The 22,074-nt window shown below is 56.8% G+C and carries 19 protein-coding genes and 2 pseudogenes; 9 read left to right on the top strand and 12 right to left on the bottom strand.

The annotated features are described in order from the left end of the window. The first annotated feature begins 284 nt into the window (after positions 1 to 284). Positions 285 to 848, top strand: coding sequence for a hypothetical protein (locus tag ACIK7D_RS22985; protein ID WP_400157441.1), 564 nt, complete (start codon positions 285 to 287; stop codon positions 846 to 848). Between the two features lie 228 nt (positions 849 to 1,076). Here ACIK7D_RS22985 and ACIK7D_RS22980 read toward each other — a convergent pair. Both ACIK7D_RS22980 and ACIK7D_RS22975 read right to left on the bottom strand, forming a co-directional pair. Next, a protein-coding gene (locus ACIK7D_RS22980; RefSeq protein WP_400157440.1) for an IS3 family transposase occupies positions 1,077 to 2,266 on the bottom strand; the annotation gives its coding sequence in 2 pieces (ribosomal slippage) (positions 1,077 to 2,017 and positions 2,017 to 2,266; 1,191 coding nt in all). A 115-nt stretch (positions 2,267 to 2,381) separates the two neighbouring features. After that, a complete protein-coding gene (locus ACIK7D_RS22975) occupies positions 2,382 to 3,032 on the bottom strand; it encodes a LysE family translocator (protein WP_400157439.1) in 651 nt (216 codons plus the stop codon). 117 nt (positions 3,033 to 3,149) lie between these two features. Between ACIK7D_RS22975 and ACIK7D_RS22970 the strand changes: the two are divergent. Together ACIK7D_RS22970 and ACIK7D_RS22965 are read left to right on the top strand one after the other, a co-directional pair. Then, positions 3,150 to 3,362 (top strand): annotated as a pseudogene (locus ACIK7D_RS22970) (hypothetical protein); the annotation flags it as partial. A gap of 527 nt (positions 3,363 to 3,889) precedes the next feature. Further along, the gene (locus ACIK7D_RS22965; protein WP_400157438.1) at positions 3,890 to 4,384 is read left to right on the top strand and encodes a hypothetical protein; all 495 of its coding nucleotides are present in this window, start codon (positions 3,890 to 3,892) and stop codon (positions 4,382 to 4,384) included. Here ACIK7D_RS22965 and ACIK7D_RS22960 read toward each other — a convergent pair. Together ACIK7D_RS22960 and ACIK7D_RS22955 are read right to left on the bottom strand one after the other, a co-directional pair. Continuing rightward, the gene (locus ACIK7D_RS22960) at positions 4,381 to 5,025 is read right to left on the bottom strand and encodes a response regulator transcription factor (protein ID WP_149744263.1); all 645 of its coding nucleotides are present in this window, start codon (positions 5,023 to 5,025) and stop codon (positions 4,381 to 4,383) included. The two genes, ACIK7D_RS22965 and ACIK7D_RS22960, sit on opposite strands and share 4 nt — an antisense overlap. Then, positions 5,022 to 6,455: a sensor histidine kinase gene (locus ACIK7D_RS22955; protein ID WP_400157693.1), complete on the bottom strand. Its 1,434-nt coding sequence runs from the start codon at positions 6,453 to 6,455 to the stop codon at positions 5,022 to 5,024. Before ACIK7D_RS22955 ends, ACIK7D_RS22960 begins: the two co-directional genes overlap by 4 nt. Before the next feature lie 271 nt (positions 6,456 to 6,726). Here ACIK7D_RS22955 and ACIK7D_RS22950 point away from each other — a divergent pair, with 271 nt between their 5' ends. The 3 genes from ACIK7D_RS22950 (at position 6,727) to ACIK7D_RS22940 (ending at position 11,536) form a co-directional block, all read left to right on the top strand. After that, positions 6,727 to 7,371 carry a hypothetical protein gene (locus tag ACIK7D_RS22950; protein WP_400157437.1) on the top strand — a complete coding sequence of 215 codons (645 nt, stop codon included), beginning with the start codon at positions 6,727 to 6,729 and terminating at the stop codon, positions 7,369 to 7,371. Positions 7,372 to 8,133: 762 nt separating this feature from the next. Beyond that, the gene (locus ACIK7D_RS22945; RefSeq protein ID WP_400157436.1) at positions 8,134 to 10,332 is read left to right on the top strand and encodes an EAL domain-containing protein; all 2,199 of its coding nucleotides are present in this window, start codon (positions 8,134 to 8,136) and stop codon (positions 10,330 to 10,332) included. Positions 10,333 to 10,585: 253 nt separating this feature from the next. Beyond that, positions 10,586 to 11,536, top strand: a complete 951-nt coding sequence (locus ACIK7D_RS22940) for a phytanoyl-CoA dioxygenase family protein (RefSeq protein ID WP_149744261.1) — start codon at positions 10,586 to 10,588, stop codon at positions 11,534 to 11,536. A gap of 699 nt (positions 11,537 to 12,235) precedes the next feature. On the opposite strand, the gene ACIK7D_RS22935 is transcribed toward ACIK7D_RS22940, so the two are convergent. From ACIK7D_RS22935 to ACIK7D_RS22910, 6 genes are all read right to left on the bottom strand, one after another. Then, a complete protein-coding gene (locus ACIK7D_RS22935) occupies positions 12,236 to 12,463 on the bottom strand; it encodes a hypothetical protein (protein WP_400157435.1) in 228 nt (75 codons plus the stop codon). 20 nt (positions 12,464 to 12,483) lie between these two features. Beyond that, complete coding sequence (locus ACIK7D_RS22930; RefSeq protein ID WP_400157434.1) at positions 12,484 to 13,143, bottom strand: L,D-transpeptidase; 660 nt, start codon at positions 13,141 to 13,143, stop codon at positions 12,484 to 12,486. Further along, on the bottom strand, positions 13,127 to 13,303 hold the full coding sequence (locus tag ACIK7D_RS22925; RefSeq protein WP_400157433.1) for a YegP family protein: 177 nt from the start codon (positions 13,301 to 13,303) through the stop codon (positions 13,127 to 13,129). Before ACIK7D_RS22925 ends, ACIK7D_RS22930 begins: the two co-directional genes overlap by 17 nt. A gap of 122 nt (positions 13,304 to 13,425) precedes the next feature. Further along, positions 13,426 to 13,980, bottom strand: coding sequence for an invasion associated locus B family protein (locus ACIK7D_RS22920; protein WP_400157432.1), 555 nt, complete (start codon positions 13,978 to 13,980; stop codon positions 13,426 to 13,428). A gap of 121 nt (positions 13,981 to 14,101) precedes the next feature. Then, entirely contained in the window at positions 14,102 to 14,791 is a 690-nt protein-coding gene (gene aqpZ, locus ACIK7D_RS22915) for an aquaporin Z (protein WP_400157431.1), read from the bottom strand. Between the two features lie 128 nt (positions 14,792 to 14,919). Further along, positions 14,920 to 17,109 (bottom strand): autotransporter outer membrane beta-barrel domain-containing protein, encoded by a 2,190-nt coding sequence (locus ACIK7D_RS22910; protein WP_400157430.1) that lies wholly within the window; start codon positions 17,107 to 17,109, stop codon positions 14,920 to 14,922. Positions 17,110 to 18,148: 1,039 nt separating this feature from the next. Here ACIK7D_RS22910 and ACIK7D_RS22905 point away from each other — a divergent pair. After that, positions 18,149 to 18,313, top strand: a complete 165-nt coding sequence (locus ACIK7D_RS22905) for a hypothetical protein (RefSeq protein ID WP_400157429.1) — start codon at positions 18,149 to 18,151, stop codon at positions 18,311 to 18,313. A 437-nt stretch (positions 18,314 to 18,750) separates the two neighbouring features. On the opposite strand, the gene ACIK7D_RS22900 is transcribed toward ACIK7D_RS22905, so the two are convergent. Further along, complete coding sequence (locus tag ACIK7D_RS22900) at positions 18,751 to 19,527, bottom strand: EAL domain-containing protein (protein WP_400157428.1); 777 nt, start codon at positions 19,525 to 19,527, stop codon at positions 18,751 to 18,753. Between the two features lie 527 nt (positions 19,528 to 20,054). Here ACIK7D_RS22900 and ACIK7D_RS22895 point away from each other — a divergent pair. Continuing rightward, complete coding sequence (locus ACIK7D_RS22895; RefSeq protein WP_400157427.1) at positions 20,055 to 20,645, top strand: recombinase family protein; 591 nt, start codon at positions 20,055 to 20,057, stop codon at positions 20,643 to 20,645. Positions 20,646 to 20,804: 159 nt separating this feature from the next. Continuing rightward, positions 20,805 to 21,322 (top strand): annotated as a pseudogene (locus ACIK7D_RS22890) (helix-turn-helix domain-containing protein); the annotation flags it as partial. A 209-nt stretch (positions 21,323 to 21,531) separates the two neighbouring features. Here ACIK7D_RS22890 and ACIK7D_RS22885 read toward each other — a convergent pair. Further along, a partial coding sequence (locus ACIK7D_RS22885) for a LysR substrate-binding domain-containing protein (RefSeq protein ID WP_400157426.1) occupies positions 21,532 to 22,074 on the bottom strand: 543 nt, incomplete at its 5' end.

The following is a 22,074-nucleotide window of genomic DNA, read 5'->3' as shown; positions in this document are numbered from 1 at the left end:
GAGGGTTTCATGACATGTGGCATCCTACAGCGCGACAGCGAGTTAATTCCAGCCAAGGAGGAGTAGAAGATGAGCGGCGGTGGCCGACATATGGTTGGCGCGAGTTGGCCATGAAGCTCGGCTTGGGGCATGGTCGTATTCGCGAGGAGCAGCTTGTGGAATTGCTGGAAGAGGGTTTGCGAACGACAGGAAGCCTGTTGCGCCCGGTGTGAACGCCGGGGCATGATCCTCAACTGGCTGCATCCATCCCGCACGTTTACTTTCGGACGCGGCGGTCTGATCCCATGGACGATGACGAACCGGAGAAGAAAATGAGGAGCGCAGAGCGAGCAAGTCCGCTTCGGTATCTTGAGATATTGACCATTGGCAGCTTCTGCGCTGCATTTTTGAGTTTCGGGGTGGCCACGGCGATGCCGGCGGACATGACGGCGGAGCGTCTTCTCACTATCTGTGAAGCGCCTACCGTGCGGACCGCGATGATCAAGGGTGACGAACTTGGCTGGCCGCGGCTGACCGATGCGGAAACAGGGGAATGGCGTCGTAGTTTCGTCGCCTATAATGGCGGTTCGGTGGACCTTGTGGGCTGGCGGCAAGAGAAGGCAGGCGGAGTCGAGTCATTGTCTTTTTGGCTTGCTACTGGTCCGAACGGACACAAAGCATGCGCATATTCCACGCCAAGACCTGCCGGTTTCCTGGATGCGTTATCGGAGAGGCTTGGCGCACCGGATAATCTGGACAAGAATGACGCGATCGAAAGTACGACAGCCTGGTGGAAACGAGGTGCGGTCGAGTATTCTTTTGTTCAGGTAGGTTCGTCCGCCGTCATCAATATCGGCTCAAGTCGGTGAGGTCGTGGCGTATACCCGCAGGTAAATTGTCACGCAACCCGACAGACCGCCCCAAAATGCGAGACGTAAAAGGTTTCAGGTTTTTCGCGAGATAATATCGCTGGAACTGAAGGCGAAGATCGCAATCATCAAGAAGCTGAGTGCGGATGCCACTTGCGCACCCCATGACTGACTTTGAGCGACGAGCATACTTCCCCAGCTAGGTTCAGGTGACCTTGCCCCCAAGTTTTATCCAGTTTTGAGTTCGCTCCAGCGGTTTTGGGTTGCTGTATTCGGGGCGGTAGCGGCGGGGTGTGGTGCGGAGCCATTTCGGCTGCGCAGCACCGCATCACGTCGCGGGTTGATTGTCTGAGCGAACTCGGCGGGTGTCAGCCAGCCGAGGCCAGAGTGTGGGCGGTGATCGTTGTAATCGTAGCGCCAGTTTGAAAGCGCTGATCGAGCATGAGCTAGCGACGAGAAGAGAGTCTCATTCAGGAACTCGTCTCGCAGCCGCCCATTGAAGCTTTCGATGAAGGCGTTCTGGATCGGCTTGCCCGGTGCGATGTAGTGCCATTCCACCTTGGTCAGATCCGTCCATTGCAAGATCGCGTTGCTGGTGAACTCGCTACCATTGTCGCTGACGATCATCTTCGGCTTGCCTCGTCCCTCGATGATCCGGTCCAGCTCACGGGCAACCCGCAGACCGGAAAGCGACGTATCGGCGAGGAGAGCCAAGCACTCCCTGGTGCAATCGTCGACCACCGTAAGCACCCGGAACCTGCGACCATCGGTGAGCTGATCCGACACGAAGTCCAGTGACCAGCGATCATTGGCGGCAAGCGGGATCAGCATCGGTGCTCGTGTGCCTATCGCTCGTTTCCGACCGCCGCGCTTGCGCACCGTCAGTTTCTCTTCCCGATAGAGCCGGAAAAGCCGCTTGTGGTTCACAAGGTGACCCTCACGCCTGAGCAGCACGTGAAGGCGTCGATATCCAAAGCGGCGACGTTCATGCGCCAGCGCCTTCATCCGCTCACGAAGGTCATAATCATCGCTGCGCCTGGTTTCGTAACGGATCGTCATCCGGCAAAAGCCGATGGCTTTACACGCCCGCCGTTCGCTCATCTGGTGGTGATCCATCAGATGAGCGACAGCTTTTCGCCTTGCTGCGGGCGTCACCACTTCTTTCCCAAAAGGTCTTTCAAAGCCGCATTGTCCAGCATCGCATCTGCCAGGAGCCGTTTCAGCTTCGTGTTCTCGTCTTCCAGCGTCTTCAAGCGCTTGGCTTCGGATACGTCCATGCCGCCGAACTTGGCTTTCCACTTATAGATGCTGGCATCGCTGACGCCGTGCTTGCGGCAAAGCTCCGAGACCGGAGTGCCAGCCTCGTGCTCCTTCAGAATGCCGATGATCTGTTCGTCTGTAAAACGATTGCGCTTCATTCCCTGGTCCTCTCAATGGGCCAGAGCTTACTTCAAAATGGATTATTTCAACGGGGCAAGGTCACAGGCGGCGACACACCGAGTCCGAGAATGTCCAACAGGTATGACAGGTGGTCTATTTCTTTTGATTGCCAGCAAAAGCGGCCGTCAGGCCAAGGCCGATGTAAACGAAGCCGCTAACCCAGCGTTCGGCCTTCAGATAGGCGGGACTGCGCTTCAGCCAGTTGCCGGCCGTGCCGGCAGCAAGTGCGTAGGTGCAATCCGTCAGAACACCAATCACCGTGTAGAGAATTCCGAGAAAGGCGATCTGCATTGCCATATGGCCACGATCGACCTCAACGAACTGCGGCAGGAAAGCCAGAAAGAACAATGCGGTCTTCGGATTGAGGAGATTGACGATGAAGCCCTCACGAAAGATGCGCATGCTGCTTCGCTTCGGCAAACCGCCCTCGACGTCGGGAATGTCCGACGACCCGAGGAGCTTCTTGAGGCCAAGCCAGATCAGGTAGGCCGCGCCCGCATATTTCACCACGCTGAAGGCAAGCGCGGAGGATGCCAAAAGCGCCGAGAGCCCAACAGCGGCGGCGACGACGTGAACAAGTGTGGCGGTATGAATGCCAAGGATTGAAACGAGGCCGGCAGAACGACCCTGCTCGACCGAGCGCGCAAAGATGTAAAGGACTGCCGGGCCCGGCACAAGAAGCAGCACAAGCGTGGCGCTGACGAACAGGCTAAGATTCGTTGCGCTGGGAATTGCCAAATCCATGATTGTTTTGCCCCCGTTTTCTATTGCACGAACGATAGCATTGAGCTGCCTCCAATGCGAGCTCGTGTTCTGCTTTTACGCTGTCACGTCGCGCCGATTTCTGGTTCAGCGGTCCCTATGAGCCGACATGACCCGACAGACTTTGAATGGCGCGCGATTAAGTCGCTGCTACCCAACAAGCCACGGGGGGTGCCGTGCGTCGATGGCGGCAGGCAAGAACATGACGGACAAGCCGCCGACCATCTGCTCGACCACGATGGACCTGGAACAATCGTGCTGGCGGACAAAGCCTACGATACTGATCGCATCCGGGTATTTCTCCGCGTGAAAATTTCCCGACACTTGAGAACTGTCATCGACGCGTATCGCGCTCGGGATCCGTTCTATGAAGAAGGCGGAGATCACGACGCCCTCGGCGACGAATTCGCTGCCCTATGACGGTTCCCCGTCTCGTGACCTCCGCCGCGAGTTGTGGATTTGGGTGCCTCAGGACGTCGGACCTACCGCAACCCTTGTGAGTGTTTCACTAGCGCGGTAGGGATTGTTCTCAGAGGCATGACCCCGTCGACATTATCTCCGTTATAGAGAGAGCAATCGTTGCCGGGTAACCGGCTCAGTTCTGCGTGGAAACCAACAGGCAATGAGGCTTCTGCCCATGTCGCTTCCGACTTTGGTCTAATGTTATTCAGGTGCAAAAGTCTCTTAGGCGATTGCTGAAGTCCAAAGGAGGTTTTCTCTTCAGGCCAGGGCTTGACCACTTGCGGTGTCGCGACGATTTGTAAGGCGTTCAAAACCTTGCCGACCGGTTCTCGCGTGCTACCCGTTGCCGGATCCAATCGGTACCTCAGGAGCCAGATGTGTTATTGCGCCGCAAACTGATCGCCGTTTTCCCGTACCTGCTGTTGACTCTCTTCAACGCGGCTCTCCCTTATACAATAAAAATTCACGGTGTTTCTGCGACATTTGCCGAGCAAGTGGCTGAGGCCAGAAGCGGCAACGGCGGTGGCAACGGGAACGGCGGCGGCGGAGGTAGCGGAGGTGGCGGAAACGGAGGGGGAAGCGGCAACGGAGGAGGCAACGGTAACAGTGGCGGCAACGGCAACGGCAATTCGGGTGGCAAGGCAAACAATAGCGGCCAGTCGTCGAGCACTGGAAGTGCTGCAAAAAGCCAGACTGATGCCGATGACGCAACGAATGAAGCCGGCGGCGCCCTGACCGTTCGCCATAAGGACGGCATCAGTGAAACTGTGCAGCGGGGGCGATACGTGATGAAGGACTCAAAGGGCCGTACAATCGTCAACCGCGATGCAACGGTTGCAGACGAGCAGCGGCTCAGATCCTTCCTTCGTTAACGGCGCCTGTCAATCTCGTCGCGAAACGCCATCGCGGCTTCCGTCCGGTTGCTTACGCCAAGCTTGGTGAAAATCTGTGTCATATGGTGTTTGATCGTCTTTTCGTGGAGGTCCAGTTTGAGACCGATATGTTTGTTGCTTAATCCGGCAGATGCAAGCTCCAGCACCTCCTGCTCCCGATCCGTCAATGCGGTAAAGGGATTGGCCCGGGCGCCTGATCCGCTTCCCGAAATCAGGCGTGCGGACAAGGTAGGCGCAACGTAACTGTCACCTGCCGCGACGCTTCGAATGATATCGGCAAGTGCGCGTGATCCAACCCCTTTCAGGACGTAGCCCTTCGCTCCACTCTTCAGCGCCGCCATGACGTCATCGCCTGCCTCGGAAACCGTCAGCATCACGATCTTCTGACCGGGCACCCGATCAAGTATAAGCGAGATAGCTTCGAGCCCACCCCCAGGCATGGAGATATCAAGCAGCAGGATGTCGGGTTGGTGCTCTGCCGCTATGCGCAGAGCGTCTTCCTTGCTGCTGCCCTCTCCGACGACATTGAATCCGTCCATTTCCGTCAGGCTTCGGATGACGCCTTCCCTGAAGAGGGGGTGATCGTCCACAACTGCCAGGCTTATTTGTTGCGCCGTCATGCCTGCTCCATTTCCGCGATATTAAGCGACATCCGCACGATGGTTCCCCGGCTTGATGAACGAAGATGGAAGACGCCTCCCAGGCTTTCCACGCGGTCCCGGAGGCCGGCAAGGCCGAGTTTCTGGGGCGAAACATCGCTCATGCTGAAGCCGTGCCCTTTATCCATAACTTCGACGATAATCAGTCCGTTTTCAGATGTTTGCGCAACCTTTTGCCCGATGCCGCCAGCATGGCGATATCCGTTGTTCAGAGCCTCCTGTACAAAACGATAGATGCATATCTTTGCCGAGGTGGAAAGGCTCGCAGGCCTCTTGTTCAACGAGAGTTCGACGGAGACGCCTGTGCGCTGCTCATGCGCGAGGACCGCACGTTTCAGCAGGTCAGCAAGGCTATCCGTTTCTATGTGTGGCAACATCAATCCACTACAAATGCCCCGGATTTCCGCCATGGCGTCGTCAAGACTGACCTTGATTTTTGTCAAGGACGCTTCACGTTCTTCGGCGGGAGTTCGAGGGTCGGTGAGTGTCTGGCTGTCAAGTCGTAAAGAGGCGTAGGCGACCAATTGTGCGGGACCGTCGTGCAGGTCAGCACCGATGCGACGCAAATAGCTCTCGTTGAGGGAGGTTGCCCTTTGGGTGGCGCGCTGAACACGTGCGCGTAACGCTTCGTTCTGTCGCAGCAGTGCGGACAGTTCCCCGATGCGGTCACTGAGTGCCTTGCGCTGGCTGTCGATCGTACGGCTTCCACGCAGGACTATGATCGACAAGAGGGCGAAAAATGTCATCGTAAATGTAGCAACCATTACCCAACTCAACAGCCGGGCCCGATTAAGGCTCCATTCGAAATCATGGGCCACCTCGAAAAATTCAGAGACGGCGACGACTTTGCCAGACCAGGGCTGCAGGACCGGATTGTAGATTTGCAGAAGTGGTTTGTCACTGTCGCGTTCGGCCTCGCTCTCGACGTCGTCTATCCGATTGAACCTTGCTGCCATTCGGCCGGTAAAGGCCGTTCTGAGGTCATCAGAAAGCGGGAACTGCTTGCCGGAAAGGTTCTTGTCGCTGGAATAGAGAATTGTTCCATCGCTGCGCCAGAGCCGGAATGAAAACAGGCGCTTTCCAAGTGCGCCCTGGCCAAGTGTCTCGTCCAGGGCCCGCGTTATCGAATCGTCCAGAGCCTGGGTGGTTTGCATATCAGGCAGAAGAGGGGCGATCACGCTATCCACATAAAGCGCCGTCGTCGCCGCGGAATTACGCGTCACGGCGTTTTCGATCAGGCTGGAAACGAAGTAACCCACGACAACCATCGCACAGATCGCGACAACACCACCCGCAAAGAGGAACTGCCTTGCGAGGGATTGAGAATTCCAGCGTGCGACCAGACTTGCCAGAGGCACTTTGTACTCACGGCTTGTCGGCAGAACACGCATGATCAGCACTCATCTCCCCCAACCTTTATAGCTATCCCGCCAAAGCGGAGTGTCAACCGTTGTCTCCCGAAGGAGGCAACGGTTTGTCCCGAAGATGAGCCAGTTCTCCGGTCCATACAATCAGGGACCATTGGGCGCGATCAATCGGACTATGGTCGGAATGCTCAAGGCATAGGTCCGAGCGGAGTAGAAACCTGAAATTTCGGCAATATTGTAGTGCGTAACGATTTGCTGGGACCGCGGCTCTCTGACAGGGGCGGTGCCCAACTTTATGAAGGACCTGCTCATGAAAATCCGCTCTGTGATCGGTACCGCAAGCCTTAGTCTTGTCCTCGCCGTTGCCCCGATGGCAGGAGATACCGTCGGCTTCACTTATGCTGCTTTTGCCAAGGACGGAAACGGCGGTGGTAATGGCGGTGGCAACGGTGGTGGGAACGGCGGTGGCAACGGGGGAGGCCATGGTGGAGGGAAATCCGATGCCGGCGAAAGCCGGGCTTCCTCCAACTCATCCGCGAACAAGGGCTCTTCGGCATCGTTGAAATCGCATCATTCAGACAAGCCCTCAAAAACACACGGCGAGAAATCGAAAACGCAAAGCGCAAAGTCGGGCACTGGCAGCCTGAATTCGATGAAGAGAAATTTTCATGCCTATCTGAATTCCAACGATCCCAAGATGGCAGCGCTTGCAGCTTATGTGAAGGCTTATGCTGAATTCGAAATTCAGTATGGGGTAACGGCCGTGCCGACGGATCCCGCGCTTAGCGAGACTGCGCTGGTTTCGGCGTTGGAACAGTTGGCAAACAGACCGGTGACCAGCGAGGAGATCGCGGAGGCGAAGAGCATTCTGGGCGCTGGAACAGACACAGGCAAAATCGCGGAGGTTCGCGAGGCTCTCGAAGAGGAAGCCCAGAACTGAGATACCAGCCGATAGTGCTGCGGCAACCTTGAGGTACTGCCCCTTCCGCGATGAGGGGGTTAGATTCAGTCACCACGTCCATGACGGCGATTTTTTGAACTGTCATTTACCAGTCTGGCGCCGACAGACGCCAACCCGTTGCCGGAGTCATAACCGGCATTATCGCCGGATCAAGCCGCCCGCCGCGGGCTTGATCCGGTGATATCATATGGGCGGCCACATGGGATGCGTAACACCGGCGAGGGGAATCTTCTTGTCCAGCCTTTGAGTAGGGCTCCTTGCGGAACAGCAAGGCCGAAACTTACGATCTGACACTACATCCTTTCCCTTTGGCCGCGCGGTGGCGGCAGGAGATCTTTCTTAAATTGCCTTTGCGGGCTTCGCGCATTTCCCGACCGAATGTATCCGACGTACCATCGAAGGTACTTCTTCGGCACTCAGTGCCATCCGTCCAACCTTCGGAGGATGAAATGTCAAAGATCATTTACCGGACCGGTCCTCTGTCGATGCGATGTCGCAGGCTGCCATGGCGTGTGACATATCCAGCGTCTCTCCCCGCCGTGGCGCTGCTGCGCTCAACAGTCTCGATCAGGACTCGGGCTGCTATGTTCTTCGCTGAATCAATACACTTTTATGCAAGGCAGCAGATCGCTCTGTACGGCGCCGTACGAGCGCCTTCTTAGCCATAGTTAACTATATTGGTTCCAGCAGTTTTAAGTTTCATTCACATAGGGTGGACAAAACAGAGGCGGATATGAACGAATGCTAACCCTGCTGCAGTCGAAATGGTTTTGGAGATTTAGCCTGCCCGTCATGGTATCGATGGCGGTATGTGGCCTTCTCCTCTTATCGCTCTATTGGGCAGCGGCCGCAAGCGACGCGATCGCAGTGGCGAGACAACGCGATGTCGTCGCTCTGACGGTTTCCAAATTGAAGTCATCAATCGCTCATGATCAGGAAAGTGTCACCGTTTGGGATGATGCGGTCAGCAACTCCATCGCTCGAAATCGCGACTGGATGGACACCAATCTCGGCGTATGGATGAATACCTATTTCGGGCACGATGCAGCAATCGTACTGACAGCGGATGTCAATCCAATCTATCAATTTGTTGTCGATCCCAATGATGCCCGGATCAGCGGTGGTTTATCGGCCGCCTATCTGCCATTGGCAAAGAGGCTGAAGGAGCGGCTTGTTGCAGGCGATGAGGAGGGAACGAGCAGCAAGGTCCTGTCCATTGGCGAAGCGGACATCGTTTACGTTGGCTCACGTCCGGCAATCGTCAGCGTTAAACCGATCGTTTCCGACACGGGAGATATCGAGCAGCAGCCGGGACAACAAAATCTGCATGTCGCCGTTCGCTTTCTAGATGGAGATCTCGCGGCAACCGTGGGCCAGGAGTACCAGTTCCGCAATCTGCGCTTCACGCTTCATCATCCGACGGACCCTCGTTTTTCATATCTGACGTTGCAGTCGAGATCCGGACATGTGGTAGGCTATTTCGAGTGGCAACCATTCAAACCCGGACACAAAGTTCTCGCGGCCACTATTCCCGCAATTGCGGTGGCATTTCTTGCTATATTCAGTGCAGCAAGCTTCGGGGGAAATGCATTCTGGAGACGATCGAACCGTCTTCAGGCAAGCCGTGAGCAGTTGCAATATCAGGCGACACATGACGGTCTCACGGGTCTTGCCAATCGTTCCGAATTCCACGCGCGAGTTGCGGTGGCCGCGCAAAATGCGAGGGAAGGCGAGGTGCATGCCGTGCTGTTCACCGATCTCGACAGGTTCAAGGAGGTGAACGATTCACTCGGCCATCCCGCAGGGGATAAATTGATCTCCCTTGTTGCTGCGAGACTGACGGGCCTTTTGCCCGACGCGCTCGTTGCGCGGATCGGTGGCGATGAATTCACCGTCTTTGTCAAGCTGAACGAGTTCCCCGAGGCAGAGCAGGTCGCAAAGACCATCGTGGTAGAACTTCGAATGCCTTTCGAAATCGATGGCACACATATCGCCATCGGCGCAAGCGTAGGTCTCGCCCTGAAGCAAGGCGTCTTCGACGCAAACGAAGCTATCCGGCAGGCTGACATTGCGCTGTATCATGCGAAAGCTGCCGGCAGAAATACATACGCGATATTCGGTGACCATATGGATGAGCTGCTTCGCAAGAGGAGGGCTTTGGAGGCTGACCTGCGAAAAGCTGTCAATGACGGCGCGCAGATAGAAACATTCTATCAGCCTGTTTTTTCTGCAGGGGAGGGTGTGCTCTGTTCTTTCGAAGCACTGGCACGTTGGAACCATCCAGAGTTCGGTTACATAAGTCCTGAGCAATTCATTCCGCTGGCGGAGGAGTGCGGCCTGATCCACGAAATCGGTGGCGCTATATTGGAAGATGCCTGTGCGATGATGGCTGAATTTCCCAATGTCGACATCGCGCTCAACGCTTCCGTTCTGGAGCTATGTTCGCCTGCCTATCCGCTGACCGTAATAGCGGCGCTCGAAAAATGGCAAATACCGGCTCACCGCTTGGAAATCGAGATAACGGAAAGCGTTGCCACGGGTGAGGACGGTCGATCGGAGCGGAATATCGGAGCTCTGCGCGCAGCTGGCGTTAGATTTGCCATCGATGATTTTGGAACGGGATACTCGTCATTCTCGCGGGTTCAGAAAATTGAGGTGGATCGCATCAAGATTGACAAATCTTTCATCGAGGAGATGCACAGAAGCGATAGCAGGGCCCTCGTCCTCGCGATGATCAATATCGCGCGAGCCAAAGGCTTGAAGATCACGGCCGAGGGTGTGGAAACAAACGAGCAGCGCCACATTTTGATGAATATGGGCTGTCACTATCTCCAGGGCTTCCTGCTTTCACGACCTCTTTCGCCCGAGGCGGCTCGCGCGCTGCTTTTAGCCTCCCCCGATACGGCATCGAACCTTCGAGGCTATGCAGGCATTTCCTAGCTTGAGCGGCGCCATCTTCGAAGTGCTCATGATCAGCCGACAACAGGACTTTGGGCACCGATGACGGCTTGCCGTGGATTGCAGGTCCTCATCACCCGTCTGAACCGTGAAACGGAAACGCGCGGATTTATGCTCCATCAGGAAGGCTATATGTTGTCATCGGTTATTTTTGCTGCTTTGCAGCATCATGGGCGCGTGACTAATTTGATGACGCTTGGGAGGTAATTTGCGTCAATAGTTACGAGGATTTTCGATGCCGACTACTCCCGATCTGGAAGCCGTTGCCCGCCGTGGTGGCAAATTTCAGCGTATGGCGGCGCGTATACCGACATATCTAACTGATTTCCGGGAGAATCCAGCCTGGTTACCCATGTTCATGCTGGCCCGCACGATGCCGTTTCGCAAGGCCCATTGGCTCACAGCCCGTACTGTACCTGGTTCAACGGAAACGACTTCCTCGATGTTCGGGAAACTAAGACCGGAAATCATCGCTGACGAATTGCGCCGAACCGGCATTTTTAACGGCTTGTGCCTGCCACCCGATATTCAACGGGAACTGTCCAGTTTTGGTCGTGAAACGCCTTGCTTCGGAAATTTTGAACGAAAACTTGAGTTCCTTCCCGCAGAACATACTGAGGCTGAACGGCGTTTCGGACGTACGATTCTGAGCGGGCATCATTTCGAAAGAGTGATGGGGTGCAATGCCGCATTGGCTGTCCAGGAGGATCCATTGCTCATCGCGATCGCCAGACACTATCTTGGCGGGGAAGCGAAACTGATTACCACACGGACCTGGTGGAGCTTTCCAACGAAATCAGCATCCGAGGCAGACCTGAGCCGTGCGTCCTTCAAATATCATTTCGATCTTGATGACTGGCGTATGCTGAAGTTCTTTTTTTATCTGTCGGACGTGGACAGGGACAGCGGCCCTCACGTCTATATTCGCGGCAGCCATAATCGCCGTCGTTTGAAACATCAGCTCACGCTTCTTGTTGGTCATCCTGCAGAAGAGATTCTGGAGTACTACGGCTCAGAGAATGTTGTCGAATTGACAGGTAAAGCCGGAACCGGCTTCGTTGAAGATCCTTTCGGATTTCATATGGGAACTCCGGCAAAGACAACCCCGCGCCTGATGATGGAGGTGGGCTTCGGCGTTTCGAAACCGTCAAAGCGGCGGTACCATGGTGAGCCCATCGTCCGTTAACTCATCAACCAGAACCGGCTCATGCGGCTATGAATGAAGAGGCCTCATACTTGAGGCCTTTACGCCGGTCGGGATGTCCGGATGCGCATTGCATCTGTTCCGCGGAGCGGTAATCGAAATCCTCTCCGACATTGTTGTAAGAGCTGACCGGAAATCTATTTGCTTACCGGTAGATGCGGCTTCTTTTCTGGCGTGGCAAGTGCCTGAAGGCTTTTTGCGAATTAGCTTGGCACAGTGCGGGATAGTGTCACGGAAAGCCGACTGGCCGGCTGACCCCGCCCTGCACCGAGGGAGATGTACGCGGCCCAAAATAGGCCCACCGAAGCCAGCATCAGCATCTGTCACCCGACGGCTTTTGGAAAAGACTGAGACACACCGCGCTCGAACACGTCACCTTTCTTACACGGTTTCCCGGTCATCCGCCGACCGCCAAACCATCTCTGCCATTGGCGTTCATGTATCTGACCAGAGCGGTGGCTCGGTTACCGCATCGAGATTGCTATGGTTTTGCCACGGAGCCATGACAAGCCCCGTAACTGGACACTGGCGAAGTGTTTCAAATAAACTGCCGCCACAAATGGGGCCGGTCGGATTGCATCGAACGTCGCGGTTCAGCCTAAACCAACAAAACCGTCAGCAAAGAGACGCTGCCTCAGTGGATGATCCAAGCCGGCGAGGAGGCCGCTGCCTTGCAGGATTTCACTTTCCGGACTTTACCGACGTGTTTAGAACATCATCGGGATTCAGATTGACCACGAGAGCTGCAAGGGCAAGACGCGCATAAGCCGGAGCTCCGCGGGCTTCCCACGACCGTAAGGTTCCGACAGGAAGGCCAAGATGCCGGGCGAGGCCCTGTTTATCGGTCTCCAATGCCTGCGCGGCTCGCTTGATCTCGTCACCGAATGAAACGTTCTTATGTACTGCCATTGGCCCTCCGTTCGCGATCATCATTTGACGATGACGCGCGCTCCAATCGAAACGCTGTCGTAAAGTTCGATGATGTCCTCGTTAAGCATACGGATGCATCCGGAGGATGCCTCCGTTCCTATCGACCAGGGTTCCGAGGTTCCGTGAATGCGATAGAGCGTATCCCGTCCGTTCTGGAACAGATAAAGCGCCCGGGCACCCAGGGGGTTATGTTCACCGGGCTCAATGCGACGCGGCAGATGGGGTGTCCTGTTGTGCATGTCGTCGGTTGGATACCAGGCCGGCCATTTCGCCTTGCGATCGATCGTTGCCGTTCCCGACCAGGAATAGCCGCTGGCCCCGACGGCCACGCCGTATCGCCTCGCCATACCGCCGGGCTGGATCAGATAAAGCGACCGTTCCTTGGTATCTATGAGAATGGTGCCTGGATCCGCAGCGACAGGCGCAGGCACCGTCGCGGGCCAGAAACGTCGGTTGAACTTCTTCCTGTCCACGAGGTGGACCTTGTAAGGTTCCTGGGCATAACCAGTCCGCAGAAGCTCCAGTTCGGCCTGCGTTCGGCCGAGCTTGTCCTGCGGAGCACAGGCCGCAAGGTACGACAGACCGAGGAAAAAAAGAAGCTTCAGTGGTTTTGAGACGCACATCGTTGGATCGCGAATTACTTCAGCTGTTGTCTTCAACAGGCGCTTCCGGACCATTTTTCTTGATAGAGGAAATGGCATTCTGGGCGCCCGACTTTGACGTATAGCCTTCAGTGGCGAATATGATCTCGCTGTTGTATTTGAAGCGAACGCGATATTCGCCGGCCTTGTCGCGATAGATTTCGAATTTATGTGCCATGATGATTTCCGTTTTACTATATTGATATGGTCGTGGATAAGAAAGATCGTCGTCTGATTGATTTGCTTCAGGCAGCGTCCTGGCTTTTGCTTTGCGGATACGCGTGGAAGATCGGTCCGATATCAGCCTCCGACGAGCTGTTTTGTTCTGTCGAAGGCTGTAGCAAATCCCTTGAGGGAAATGGTGAATGAGACGTGCTTCCCGTCCTGGCCGATGGCTTTGACATTGAAACGGGACGCCCTGCGCATCGCTGCCAGAATGTCCTTGTTGAAGTCGATTGACACAAGGCAGCCGGCAGGCAGACACGTGCTGAAGTCGGCTGGTTTACCGAACGGGCCGTCATCGAACTGAAAGGCCGCACCCTTGGCGAGAGCAAGGCCAAAAGGCAAGAATATAGTCCCCTCGATGCCATCCCCCTTGGGACGCCATTCGACGGCCAGAACCCGTTGACGCGAATTTTTGTCGACTTGCTGTTGCGACAGGGCACAGAACTTCTGGTTTTTACTCTGATCATTGACAACGCAGGCGACCATCCAGTCGTCATAGGTTTCCTGCAACGAGGAGGCACCACCGGGTAAGGTTGCCCCGGCCTGAGCGAAAGCCTCGTGGCTGGTGGCAGCGACTGCCAGTCCGGCGATGGCAATGATGGATGATATGATTTTGGATTTGCGGAGCATTATATCGACCTGATGTGGGGGTGTGTCCCACCCGACAGTGCGGGCCGGGCGGGACGATGGCGTGAGGGCCTTGTTTCAGGGGACCACTCCGCGCCATATACAGTACTGTGCCAAGCCATATTCAAAGCCGGTTTTTGGCGAGCAAACCCTTCCAGACAAGTGCTCCGATTGCCGCGCCGGCCAGTGGTGCGATCCAGAACAGCCAGAGTTGCCCGAGAGCGGCGGTTTCCGCGAAAAGCGCAACGCCGGTGGAACGGGCCGGATTGACCGAGGTATTGGTGACCGGGATCGAGATCAGATGAATGAGGGTGAGGCCGAGACCGATGGCGATGGGGGCAAAGCCGGCTGGTGCGTTCGGTGCGGTCGAGCCCAAAATGATGATGATGAAGAAAGCCGTCAGTACGGCTTCGATCATCAATGCCGCCGTCAGACCGTAGCCACCAGGCGACAGGTCGCCATAACCGTTTGACGCAAACCCACCCACGACGAAGCCGCTCTTCCCCGACGCTACCAGGTAAAGGGCGGCAGCCGCTACAATGGCTCCGAGAACCTGAGCGATCCAGTAGGGGACGAGGTCCCTGGCTGGCAATCTGCCACCAATCACAAGCCCGAGGGAGACCGCCGGGTTGAAGTGACCACCGGAAATACCGCCAACGGCATAGGCCATCGTCAGCACTGTGAGGCCGAATGCGAGGGCCACACCGAGGAAGCCGATACCCAGTTCCGGAAATGCGCCCGCAAGGACAGCACTGCCACATCCCCCGAACACCAGCCAGAAAGTGCCGATAAATTCCGCCGCGAGCTTGTTCATTTTGTTTCCTTTGTCATATTTTGTTGTTTCTGACCTCTCCCCCGGAACGGTGATGACGTCCGGGGGAGAGCAGATCCACCTGCTGGAGGCGCCATGGGTGGATTCGCATCACGCGTGCCGGCGAGCCATCACCATTTCACCCTGAATCCGACTGTACCGCTGACGGTGTAGCTGTCTGCGAAGTTCTTCAGGCTGGTGTTGGCGGCGACTTCGCCATAGATGGAGTATTTGTCGTCGGCCCAGTTGTAGGAACCGCCGATCCCGATGCCGCCCCAAAGCCGGTCTTTGCGGCTTTCGAACTTCGCACCCGCGACATCCACCTGCGTCCCGTCGAGGAACTCGTTATAGAGGTTGGCGATGCCGTAGACATTCAGACGACGCATCTCTCCGTCCTCGTCCCACATCGCCTGACGCTCCACAGCAAGCCCGAGACGGCCCCGCAGGCTGTCGCCATCATCGAGCGACACCCGTGCTCCGAACGGATCGCTGAAGCTCTTGAAGTCGATCGACGAATAGACCAGTTGCGCCTGCGGCGTCACAGCCCAGCCGTCCGACAGGTCGATACGCTTGCCCGCTTCAAGGCTCAGCGCATAACCGAAGCCGTTGTTGCCATTGGCCATGGTCTGGCCCAGTATGTCGGAATAAAGATCGCTGGCGTACCAGGTCGCCTGACCCTGCGCATCGACATAAAAGCCGTTCGTCCCGTACCAGGTCAGGTTGGCGCCAAGGCCATAGCCCTGCGTATCGATGCTGCCGGTTCCGTAGAACGAGCGGACGTCCGTGTTGATCGAACCGTAATGCACCGTGATGCCGCCGAGCAGCTTGCCGCTTTCGCTTTCCGAAAGCAGTCCGTCCAGACCAGCCTGCAGCTTGAACAGATTGTAATCGTAATCCGTGCCGCTCGTGGTGACCGCCGGTTCGACGCGGCCGTGCGCACCCTCGATGCGACCCCAGATGCCGTTGCCTTCGATAACGGAGCGCGCGCCGTTGTCCTCGTAGTAGCCGGCCTGCTCGTCGGTGACTGCGCATTTGAAATTCTGCGCGGGATCCTTGCAGAACACGGTCTGCGGCTCGTGCGGTGTCGCTTCCTTCCAGTAGCGGTTGCCGACGCGCTGCTGTAGGGTCGGAAGACCGTTCAGCGCCAGCAGCGCCTGTGGGTAGGCCTCATACAAAGGAACACCAGGCTGATAGATCGGAACGACCGGCTCGACGGGGTCGACTGGATCGACCGGCAGAAGCTGTGAGCGCAGATACCAGTCACCATCGGCGGGATCGGCAACACCGTTTTTGTAGAGCGCATAACCATACGCTCCGCCGATCACTACCTGCTGGCCCCGGAGCACGTAATCGCCCAAAAGCGAGAAGGAACCGTTCGAGGCGCCGTCGACCTGCACGACCTTGATGCCGTCGCTGACCGTCTGTGCGCCAGGACCACCAGCATTGACCACCTTGAGCAGGCTTGTACCCGACGTGTCGCCAACCACATGCAGCAGATCCGAAGCCGACCCGTCCGTACCCAGGTAGGTGTCCAGCACCAGCGTGCCGCCGTTGCCGATATAGTTGCCGCCGACCGTCAACACATCACCCGGCACGCCGTCCTGCATCGTGATGATGCCGGCGCTCACCAGATCACCCGAGACCGAATAGACCCCGGCGCCGCTGCCTGTCGCGGTGAAGGTCGACGTGCCGTCGATATCCATGTTGCCGGTCAGCGCGAAGGCGTTGAGACCATCGATTGTCGAGCCACTGGTCAGGAAAAGGCCCATGCCCGGATCGGAACCGACCGTCAGCGCCCCATCCGAGACCGTCAGATTGGCCGCATCCAGCTTCACCGTCTCCCAGTTGACGATGTTCGCTCCTGGAGCCGTGACCGTCACGCCCGAAAGCGTCAGGCTGTCCACCCAGCCATCCGCCACGGACACGTCATCGCCGCCGTCGAGCACCTGGCTACCATCGTACCCCGCAGCGCTCACAACCGCCGTGTCCGAGCCGTTCTGACCGTAAAACCCACCCGTCAGCGTGCCGCCAGTCCAGACAAAGGTGTCGTCGTCAGCCCCGGAATCGATCTTTCCCGCAACCGATCCACCGATCAGGTTAATGGTGTCGTTTCCACCATTCGTCAGAATATCCCCACTGAGAGCGCCGGATGTCGTCACGACGACAGCACCACTCTCGTCCAGGATGGCGATCCCGGATCGGGAACCGTCAAGGACTGCGCTTGATGCGATATCAATCGTTCCGCCTGCCGCACCAGAAGTATGGACCGCAGCGGCAGCGCTTCCCGAACCGCCGGTCACCGATCCGGCGGCCGAAACCATGTACAGGCCGGTTCCACGGGCAAAGGCGACAATACCATTACTGTTGACACCGGTCGCCGTAGCGCTGCCTCCTGGTCCTTGGATGACTATTGCGTTCCCGGTTCCATTGGTTACGGCGCCGATACCACTCGCATTGTTACCATTGGATGTAACAGTACCTCCAAACTGCTCAGCGATTGCGTCTCCGTTGCCACTGGCGACAGACACACCCGCGGCGCCTTGGCCATTTGTGACGATGGTTCCGCCAGACTGGGTCGCACGTGCGTCACCAACGCCCAGAGTTTGGGCAACAATACCTCCGTTAACGAACGTCGTACTCAACGCCGTGATGGTTCCGCCGGTTTGCGTCGCTGTGGCATTGCCGCTTCCGCGCGCCAAGGCGTATACGGCATGTGATCCATCTGTGGTGACTGTTCCGCCGTTCTGCGTGGCAACAGCATTACCGGATCCATAGGTCTCGGCGAACAGTGCGACACCGGACCCTCCGGTACCATTTGTCGAGATCGAACCACCATTCTGGATGGCAGTTGCGTTGCCTGTTCCATCGGTGCGGACCACGGCGCCGAAAGCACCGTTGCCAAGGCTGATGATCGAGCCCCCGTTCTGCACAACAAGCGCGTCGCCACCCTGCTGTTGATACGACTGGACACCAGAAATCGGCGTTGCTGTAGCATCCGCCTGTGTGATTATGGTTACATCGCCGTTGATCTGGACTTCGCGCGTTCCGACACCGCCCCCGCCTCTGTTGGCAATACTGATTATCGACGTCGCCGGTTGTACCGTCAGCGCACCGGCAGTGCCATCAATGATAAGGCGCGTGTCCTGGGTGAAATAGAAAATGCCGTTGGCGTAAGGGCTGCTGTCGGTTACGGGTGTCCCATCACCGTTGCAGATAACAGTCCCACCTGCCGCGACCGTACCGCATTCGTTCACCGCCATAGCGGGCGTGCCAGACACTATTGACAAACCGGTCCCGACAAATACGGGAGCGACAACAGCAAACACCGCAGACCGAAAAGCGGCATCGCCAACTGGAGCAATGGAAGCGACCATTCCCTTCCACTTGGTCATGCGGCCCTCGCGCGGGATGGCTGGCGACCTGCTGTTCACCCTGTCCCTGATCCTGGAAGTACGCGGGATTGTCTCGCAGTTGATCGTCATGAGTATCTCTCCATTTTCTCATTTCCTGGAATGCCCGGTTTGAATGTAAGCAAGCTGTTCTGATCACCCGTGCGGGACGCGGCGGCCGTCGTCAGGGGGGCCTCCTGTCGACTCTGTGGCGCCGGTGATATTCCTGAACCTGTTTCGATAGGTAGACAGGCAGATGCCGTATTCTGCGGGGACCAGCCGCGTCGATATGTGTGCCGCCGCTCCGGCGCCCCTGAAGATCCGTGTAAATCGAAGCCGGAAAGAAGTGAGTACAAGCTCCATTCAGTCGTAGAGCCCTCATGTCCTCCGGCTGATCCGGTCTGCGATCGAACCTGAAACCAGCATAGCGACGCTGATGGCGAAACTTCCGGAAAGGAAGAGACCGGGCCGGACATGGCAGACAGTGCCGAAGTGAAAACGGCCTTGTGTCTGAAATAGAAGACAGGAGGCGGGTCCCTTCGGGCGAAATAAGTACGGTCGCGACAGCTCAGGTTAAGTCTCCTGCCTTCTTGCGGCGGCGTGATCGCGAGCGTTCGGCATTGAGATAAAATGCCCCTGCACGTGGGTCGCTCCAGCGATGCGGGCATGCGCCACATGCGCGGCTGTCTCCACCCCTTCCACGACCACTGTCGGCGCAAAACAGGATGCGAACCCGACCAAGTGCCGTATGCTGTCAAACCCATCAGCCGAACGACGGTTCTTGTGAAGGAAGAGCCTGTCGATTTTTATGATATCGAAGTCGATCAACTGCAGCAGTTCAGGAGTGGCGGAGCCCGTACCGAAGTCGTCCAAAGCCACCCTGCAGCCACAGTGGCGGATGCCGGCGATCATTGTCGCAGCAAAGGAGACGTTCTGCAGAGCTTGCGTCTCAGTCAGCTCAAGGACCAGTCGCTCGGCCAGATGCGGGCGAAGCTGGATTTGCCCGGCGATCGCATCCCATTGCGCGTGACCGCGCAGATTGTCCGCCGACAGATTGCAGCTAAGGACCAGGTCCGGGTCGTCATCCAGTTTATCCAGAACGAGCCCTACGACATGTTGATCGAAGGCCGATACGGCACCCGATACCTCCAAACACGAGATAAATTCAGCTGCATCATAAACGCGCCCATCTGGCCTGCCGAGTCGAGCCAGGCACTCGCCGTAGAGGATCTTGTCGAAATCATCGACAGCGCTGACATCCTGAATGAGGAGACCCACACGGCCATTCGTTATCGCTTCCTCGACGATCCTTGCCACTTCAGCTTTAAAGACGTCGCGCATTTCAGCCATGGCTCCCCCCTTCCATCGGAGGATAGAGGAGGACCACAAGGACAGACGACATGTGCAGGCAGGCGGTCAAAAATACCTGGTTGCAGTTCCGCCTGGGAGCCGAATTCGGTTGCACCGAATCGTGGCTGCCAAATAGAATGGCACGGAAAATCAATGCATAAAAATTAAGCGAAAGGAGAAAGCTTGTTCGCTCGCTGGCTTGCGGATTAGCCGGCACAAACGGGCGAGCCGTGATCGGCCCGCCAAACAGGCCAATATATCCTGACTTCTGCAATTCCTCAGCGCACAAAGGGTTCCCTTATAGTACGCATTAGGACAGAGATCAGTTCCAAATATCTCCCGGCGATTTGTCAGAATTTCAACTACAGATTTCGGAGAGTTCGGAAGTTGGCGAAAGGGAACCCTTATTGTCAACAGCGCTCACCAAAACCGTCAGACAATCTACGCAATGGAGATAGTCGATATAAAAACTATGTCTGATTGAGTTTTGCTGGAGCAAGTCAATATTCCAGCGAGATGTAATAGTAATGAAGATCGGGTACGCACGTGTTTCAACAGAAGAACAGAAGTTGGACTTGCAAATGGAAGCACTGCAGCGGGCGGGGTGTCTGCGGATTTACGAAGATCGAGGCGTATCGGGGAAGTCGTTCGCGCGACGTGGCTTGGGCGCGGCACTTGATGTCCTGAAAGAAGGCGACATGCTTGTCGTGTGGCGTCTGGACCGCCTCGGCAGATCGCTGTCAAAACTCCTCGAGCTAGTTGAAGAGCTAGGTGAGCGTGGCATTGAATTCCGCTCACTTTGCGAGAATATTGATACAAGTTCGTCCGGCGGCAGACTGATTTTCCACGTAATGGCAGCGCTTGCGGAGTTCGAGCGTTCGCTAATAAGCGAGAGGACGCGTGCCGGTATGCGGGCCGCAAGGGAGCGCGGGCAACACCTGGGACGGCGGCCTTCTCTAACGATCGAACAGATTGATGAGGCAATTGCCGCGGTCCATATTAATCGTGAAGATCTTGGGGATGTAGCCAAGCGTTTTGACATCTCTCAACGGAGTCTCAGACGACTGACCAAGTTGCGACTGATGAAGAAAGCGAACGAAGAGGAGCGTTCGGTTTAACTTGAAACATCTGCAGCGTTTACGAGGAGCGACAAGACGAAGTCATGCACCGCGAAGCATACTCGGTGCTCACTAGAGCAGATCCTGCTATTGATGAATCGATTGTGAGGTGACGCGGCGCGGCGAAACTGATCAACATCCACAGCGAAGAGGTGGATGTTGGCTCGAGCACTGAGCGACGATCTTCGATTACCCGTATTGAAAACGTCTGCGGCGGGTATGTCTGCACGGCAGGCCGCCGCCGGTTCGGGGTTGCGATTTCGACGGCAATCCGGTGGATCGCAAGGGCCAGCAATGATGAGCCGACATCACGGCCGCAAGGTTGGCGAAGGTCCTCGAGCTTGGATGCGCACGAGGCGTTCGTAGTCGAGATGATCGACGATTGCAAGGACGTGACGCTGGACGAAATGGTCGAGCGTCTGTGCGTTGAGCGGCAGGTCGGCGTCAGCCGGAGTGCGCTCGGTGCTTGGCTGCGAGGCCGCGGGTGGACGTTTAAAAGTCCGCACATGCATTGGAGCAGGATCGACCGGATGTCTTGAAGCGCCGGCGAGCCTGGTTTGAAGGGCAGCTCGGCCTCGATCCGGAGAAGCTGGATCTTTATAGACGAAACCGGTCTCTCGACGAAGATGGCGCGCCTGCGAGGGCGTGCCATTCGAGGTGAGCGTTGTCGAGCGGGGCCAGAACTGGAGCTTGGCAGCGTAGCCCGGCATGAAGAAGAGGTTTTATATTCCGGGGCCCCTGCAACGGTCGGGGTATCTTACGCCACCCGATGGAAATCAACTGCTTGGCATTCATGGGCGACGTGCCGAGGACGGCAAATACGCTCACAACATTGATAACTTCGTTGGCCACCACGCGGTTCAAAAGCATCCTAGTGATCGGTGGCTTACGAGGAATGCCGAAGAGTGAGGATGTTGCGTATTTCCGGCAGCAAAGGATTGCGGTTGTCGGGACTCCAAATGGCGTGAAGCTCTGCAAGACATTCTTCTCGCAAATCCAAGGATCGAAAGATCACATCATCGAAGCAGGCGTTTTGGGTGCCGGCCGGAACTAGCGCCAGGCCGATGCCGGCGCTGACCAGTGAGAGGATGGCCTGAGAATGGGTCATGCTTTGAACGACGCGGGGGGCAATACCGTTCTGCTCTATCAGTCTGGTCAGCTTGTCGTGCAGATAGCGTGCGGGCGGGGAAAACATGATGAAGGGCTCACCATTGAGCGCATCCAGCGCAGGTCGGCGTTTTGCGGCAAGCGGATGCGCGCGGGGGATGGCGAGCATCATGGGTTCGCGCGCAACGCACAGGTTTTCCAGATGATGATTGCCGGTAAGCGGGCGGGAAAGTCCGAGATCGATATCGCCGGCATTGATCGCTTGAAGCTGCTCGGCCGTTTCCATCTGCACCAGTTCGAGTTCGACCTGAGGCGCGGCAGT

The organism is Agrobacterium sp. P15N1-A (genome assembly GCF_044626815.1).
GTDB classification, from domain to species: domain Bacteria; phylum Pseudomonadota; class Alphaproteobacteria; order Rhizobiales; family Rhizobiaceae; genus Agrobacterium; species Agrobacterium leguminum.
The sequence above is the reverse complement of the archived record's forward strand: the minus strand, read 5'-3'. Positions and strand labels throughout refer to the sequence as shown.

Bases quoted from the DNA above. Each gene is read 5' to 3' on its own strand.
- ACIK7D_RS22985 (WP_400157441.1), top strand. From the start codon at position 285: ATGGACGATGACGAACCGGAGAAGAAAATGAGGAGCGCAGAGCGAGCA.
- ACIK7D_RS22975 (WP_400157439.1), bottom strand. From the start codon at position 3,032: ATGGATTTGGCAATTCCCAGCGCAACGAATCTTAGCCTGTTCGTCAGC.
- ACIK7D_RS22960 (WP_149744263.1), bottom strand. From the start codon at position 5,025: ATGACGGCGCAACAAATAAGCCTGGCAGTTGTGGACGATCACCCCCTC.
- ACIK7D_RS22955 (WP_400157693.1), bottom strand. From the start codon at position 6,455: ATGCGTGTTCTGCCGACAAGCCGTGAGTACAAAGTGCCTCTGGCAAGT.
- ACIK7D_RS22950 (WP_400157437.1), top strand. From the start codon at position 6,727: ATGAAGGACCTGCTCATGAAAATCCGCTCTGTGATCGGTACCGCAAGC.
- ACIK7D_RS22945 (WP_400157436.1), top strand. From the start codon at position 8,134: ATGCTAACCCTGCTGCAGTCGAAATGGTTTTGGAGATTTAGCCTGCCC.
- ACIK7D_RS22940 (WP_149744261.1), top strand. From the start codon at position 10,586: ATGCCGACTACTCCCGATCTGGAAGCCGTTGCCCGCCGTGGTGGCAAA.
- ACIK7D_RS22935 (WP_400157435.1), bottom strand. From the start codon at position 12,463: ATGGCAGTACATAAGAACGTTTCATTCGGTGACGAGATCAAGCGAGCC.
- ACIK7D_RS22925 (WP_400157433.1), bottom strand. From the start codon at position 13,303: ATGGCACATAAATTCGAAATCTATCGCGACAAGGCCGGCGAATATCGC.
- ACIK7D_RS22920 (WP_400157432.1), bottom strand. From the start codon at position 13,980: ATGCTCCGCAAATCCAAAATCATATCATCCATCATTGCCATCGCCGGA.
- aqpZ (WP_400157431.1), bottom strand. From the start codon at position 14,791: ATGAACAAGCTCGCGGCGGAATTTATCGGCACTTTCTGGCTGGTGTTC.
- ACIK7D_RS22910 (WP_400157430.1), bottom strand. From the start codon at position 17,109: ATGGTTTCGGCCGCCGGATCGGTGACCGGCGGTTCGGGAAGCGCTGCC.
- ACIK7D_RS22905 (WP_400157429.1), top strand. From the start codon at position 18,149: ATGGAAGCGACCATTCCCTTCCACTTGGTCATGCGGCCCTCGCGCGGG.
- ACIK7D_RS22900 (WP_400157428.1), bottom strand. From the start codon at position 19,527: ATGGCTGAAATGCGCGACGTCTTTAAAGCTGAAGTGGCAAGGATCGTC.
- ACIK7D_RS22895 (WP_400157427.1), top strand. From the start codon at position 20,055: ATGAAGATCGGGTACGCACGTGTTTCAACAGAAGAACAGAAGTTGGAC.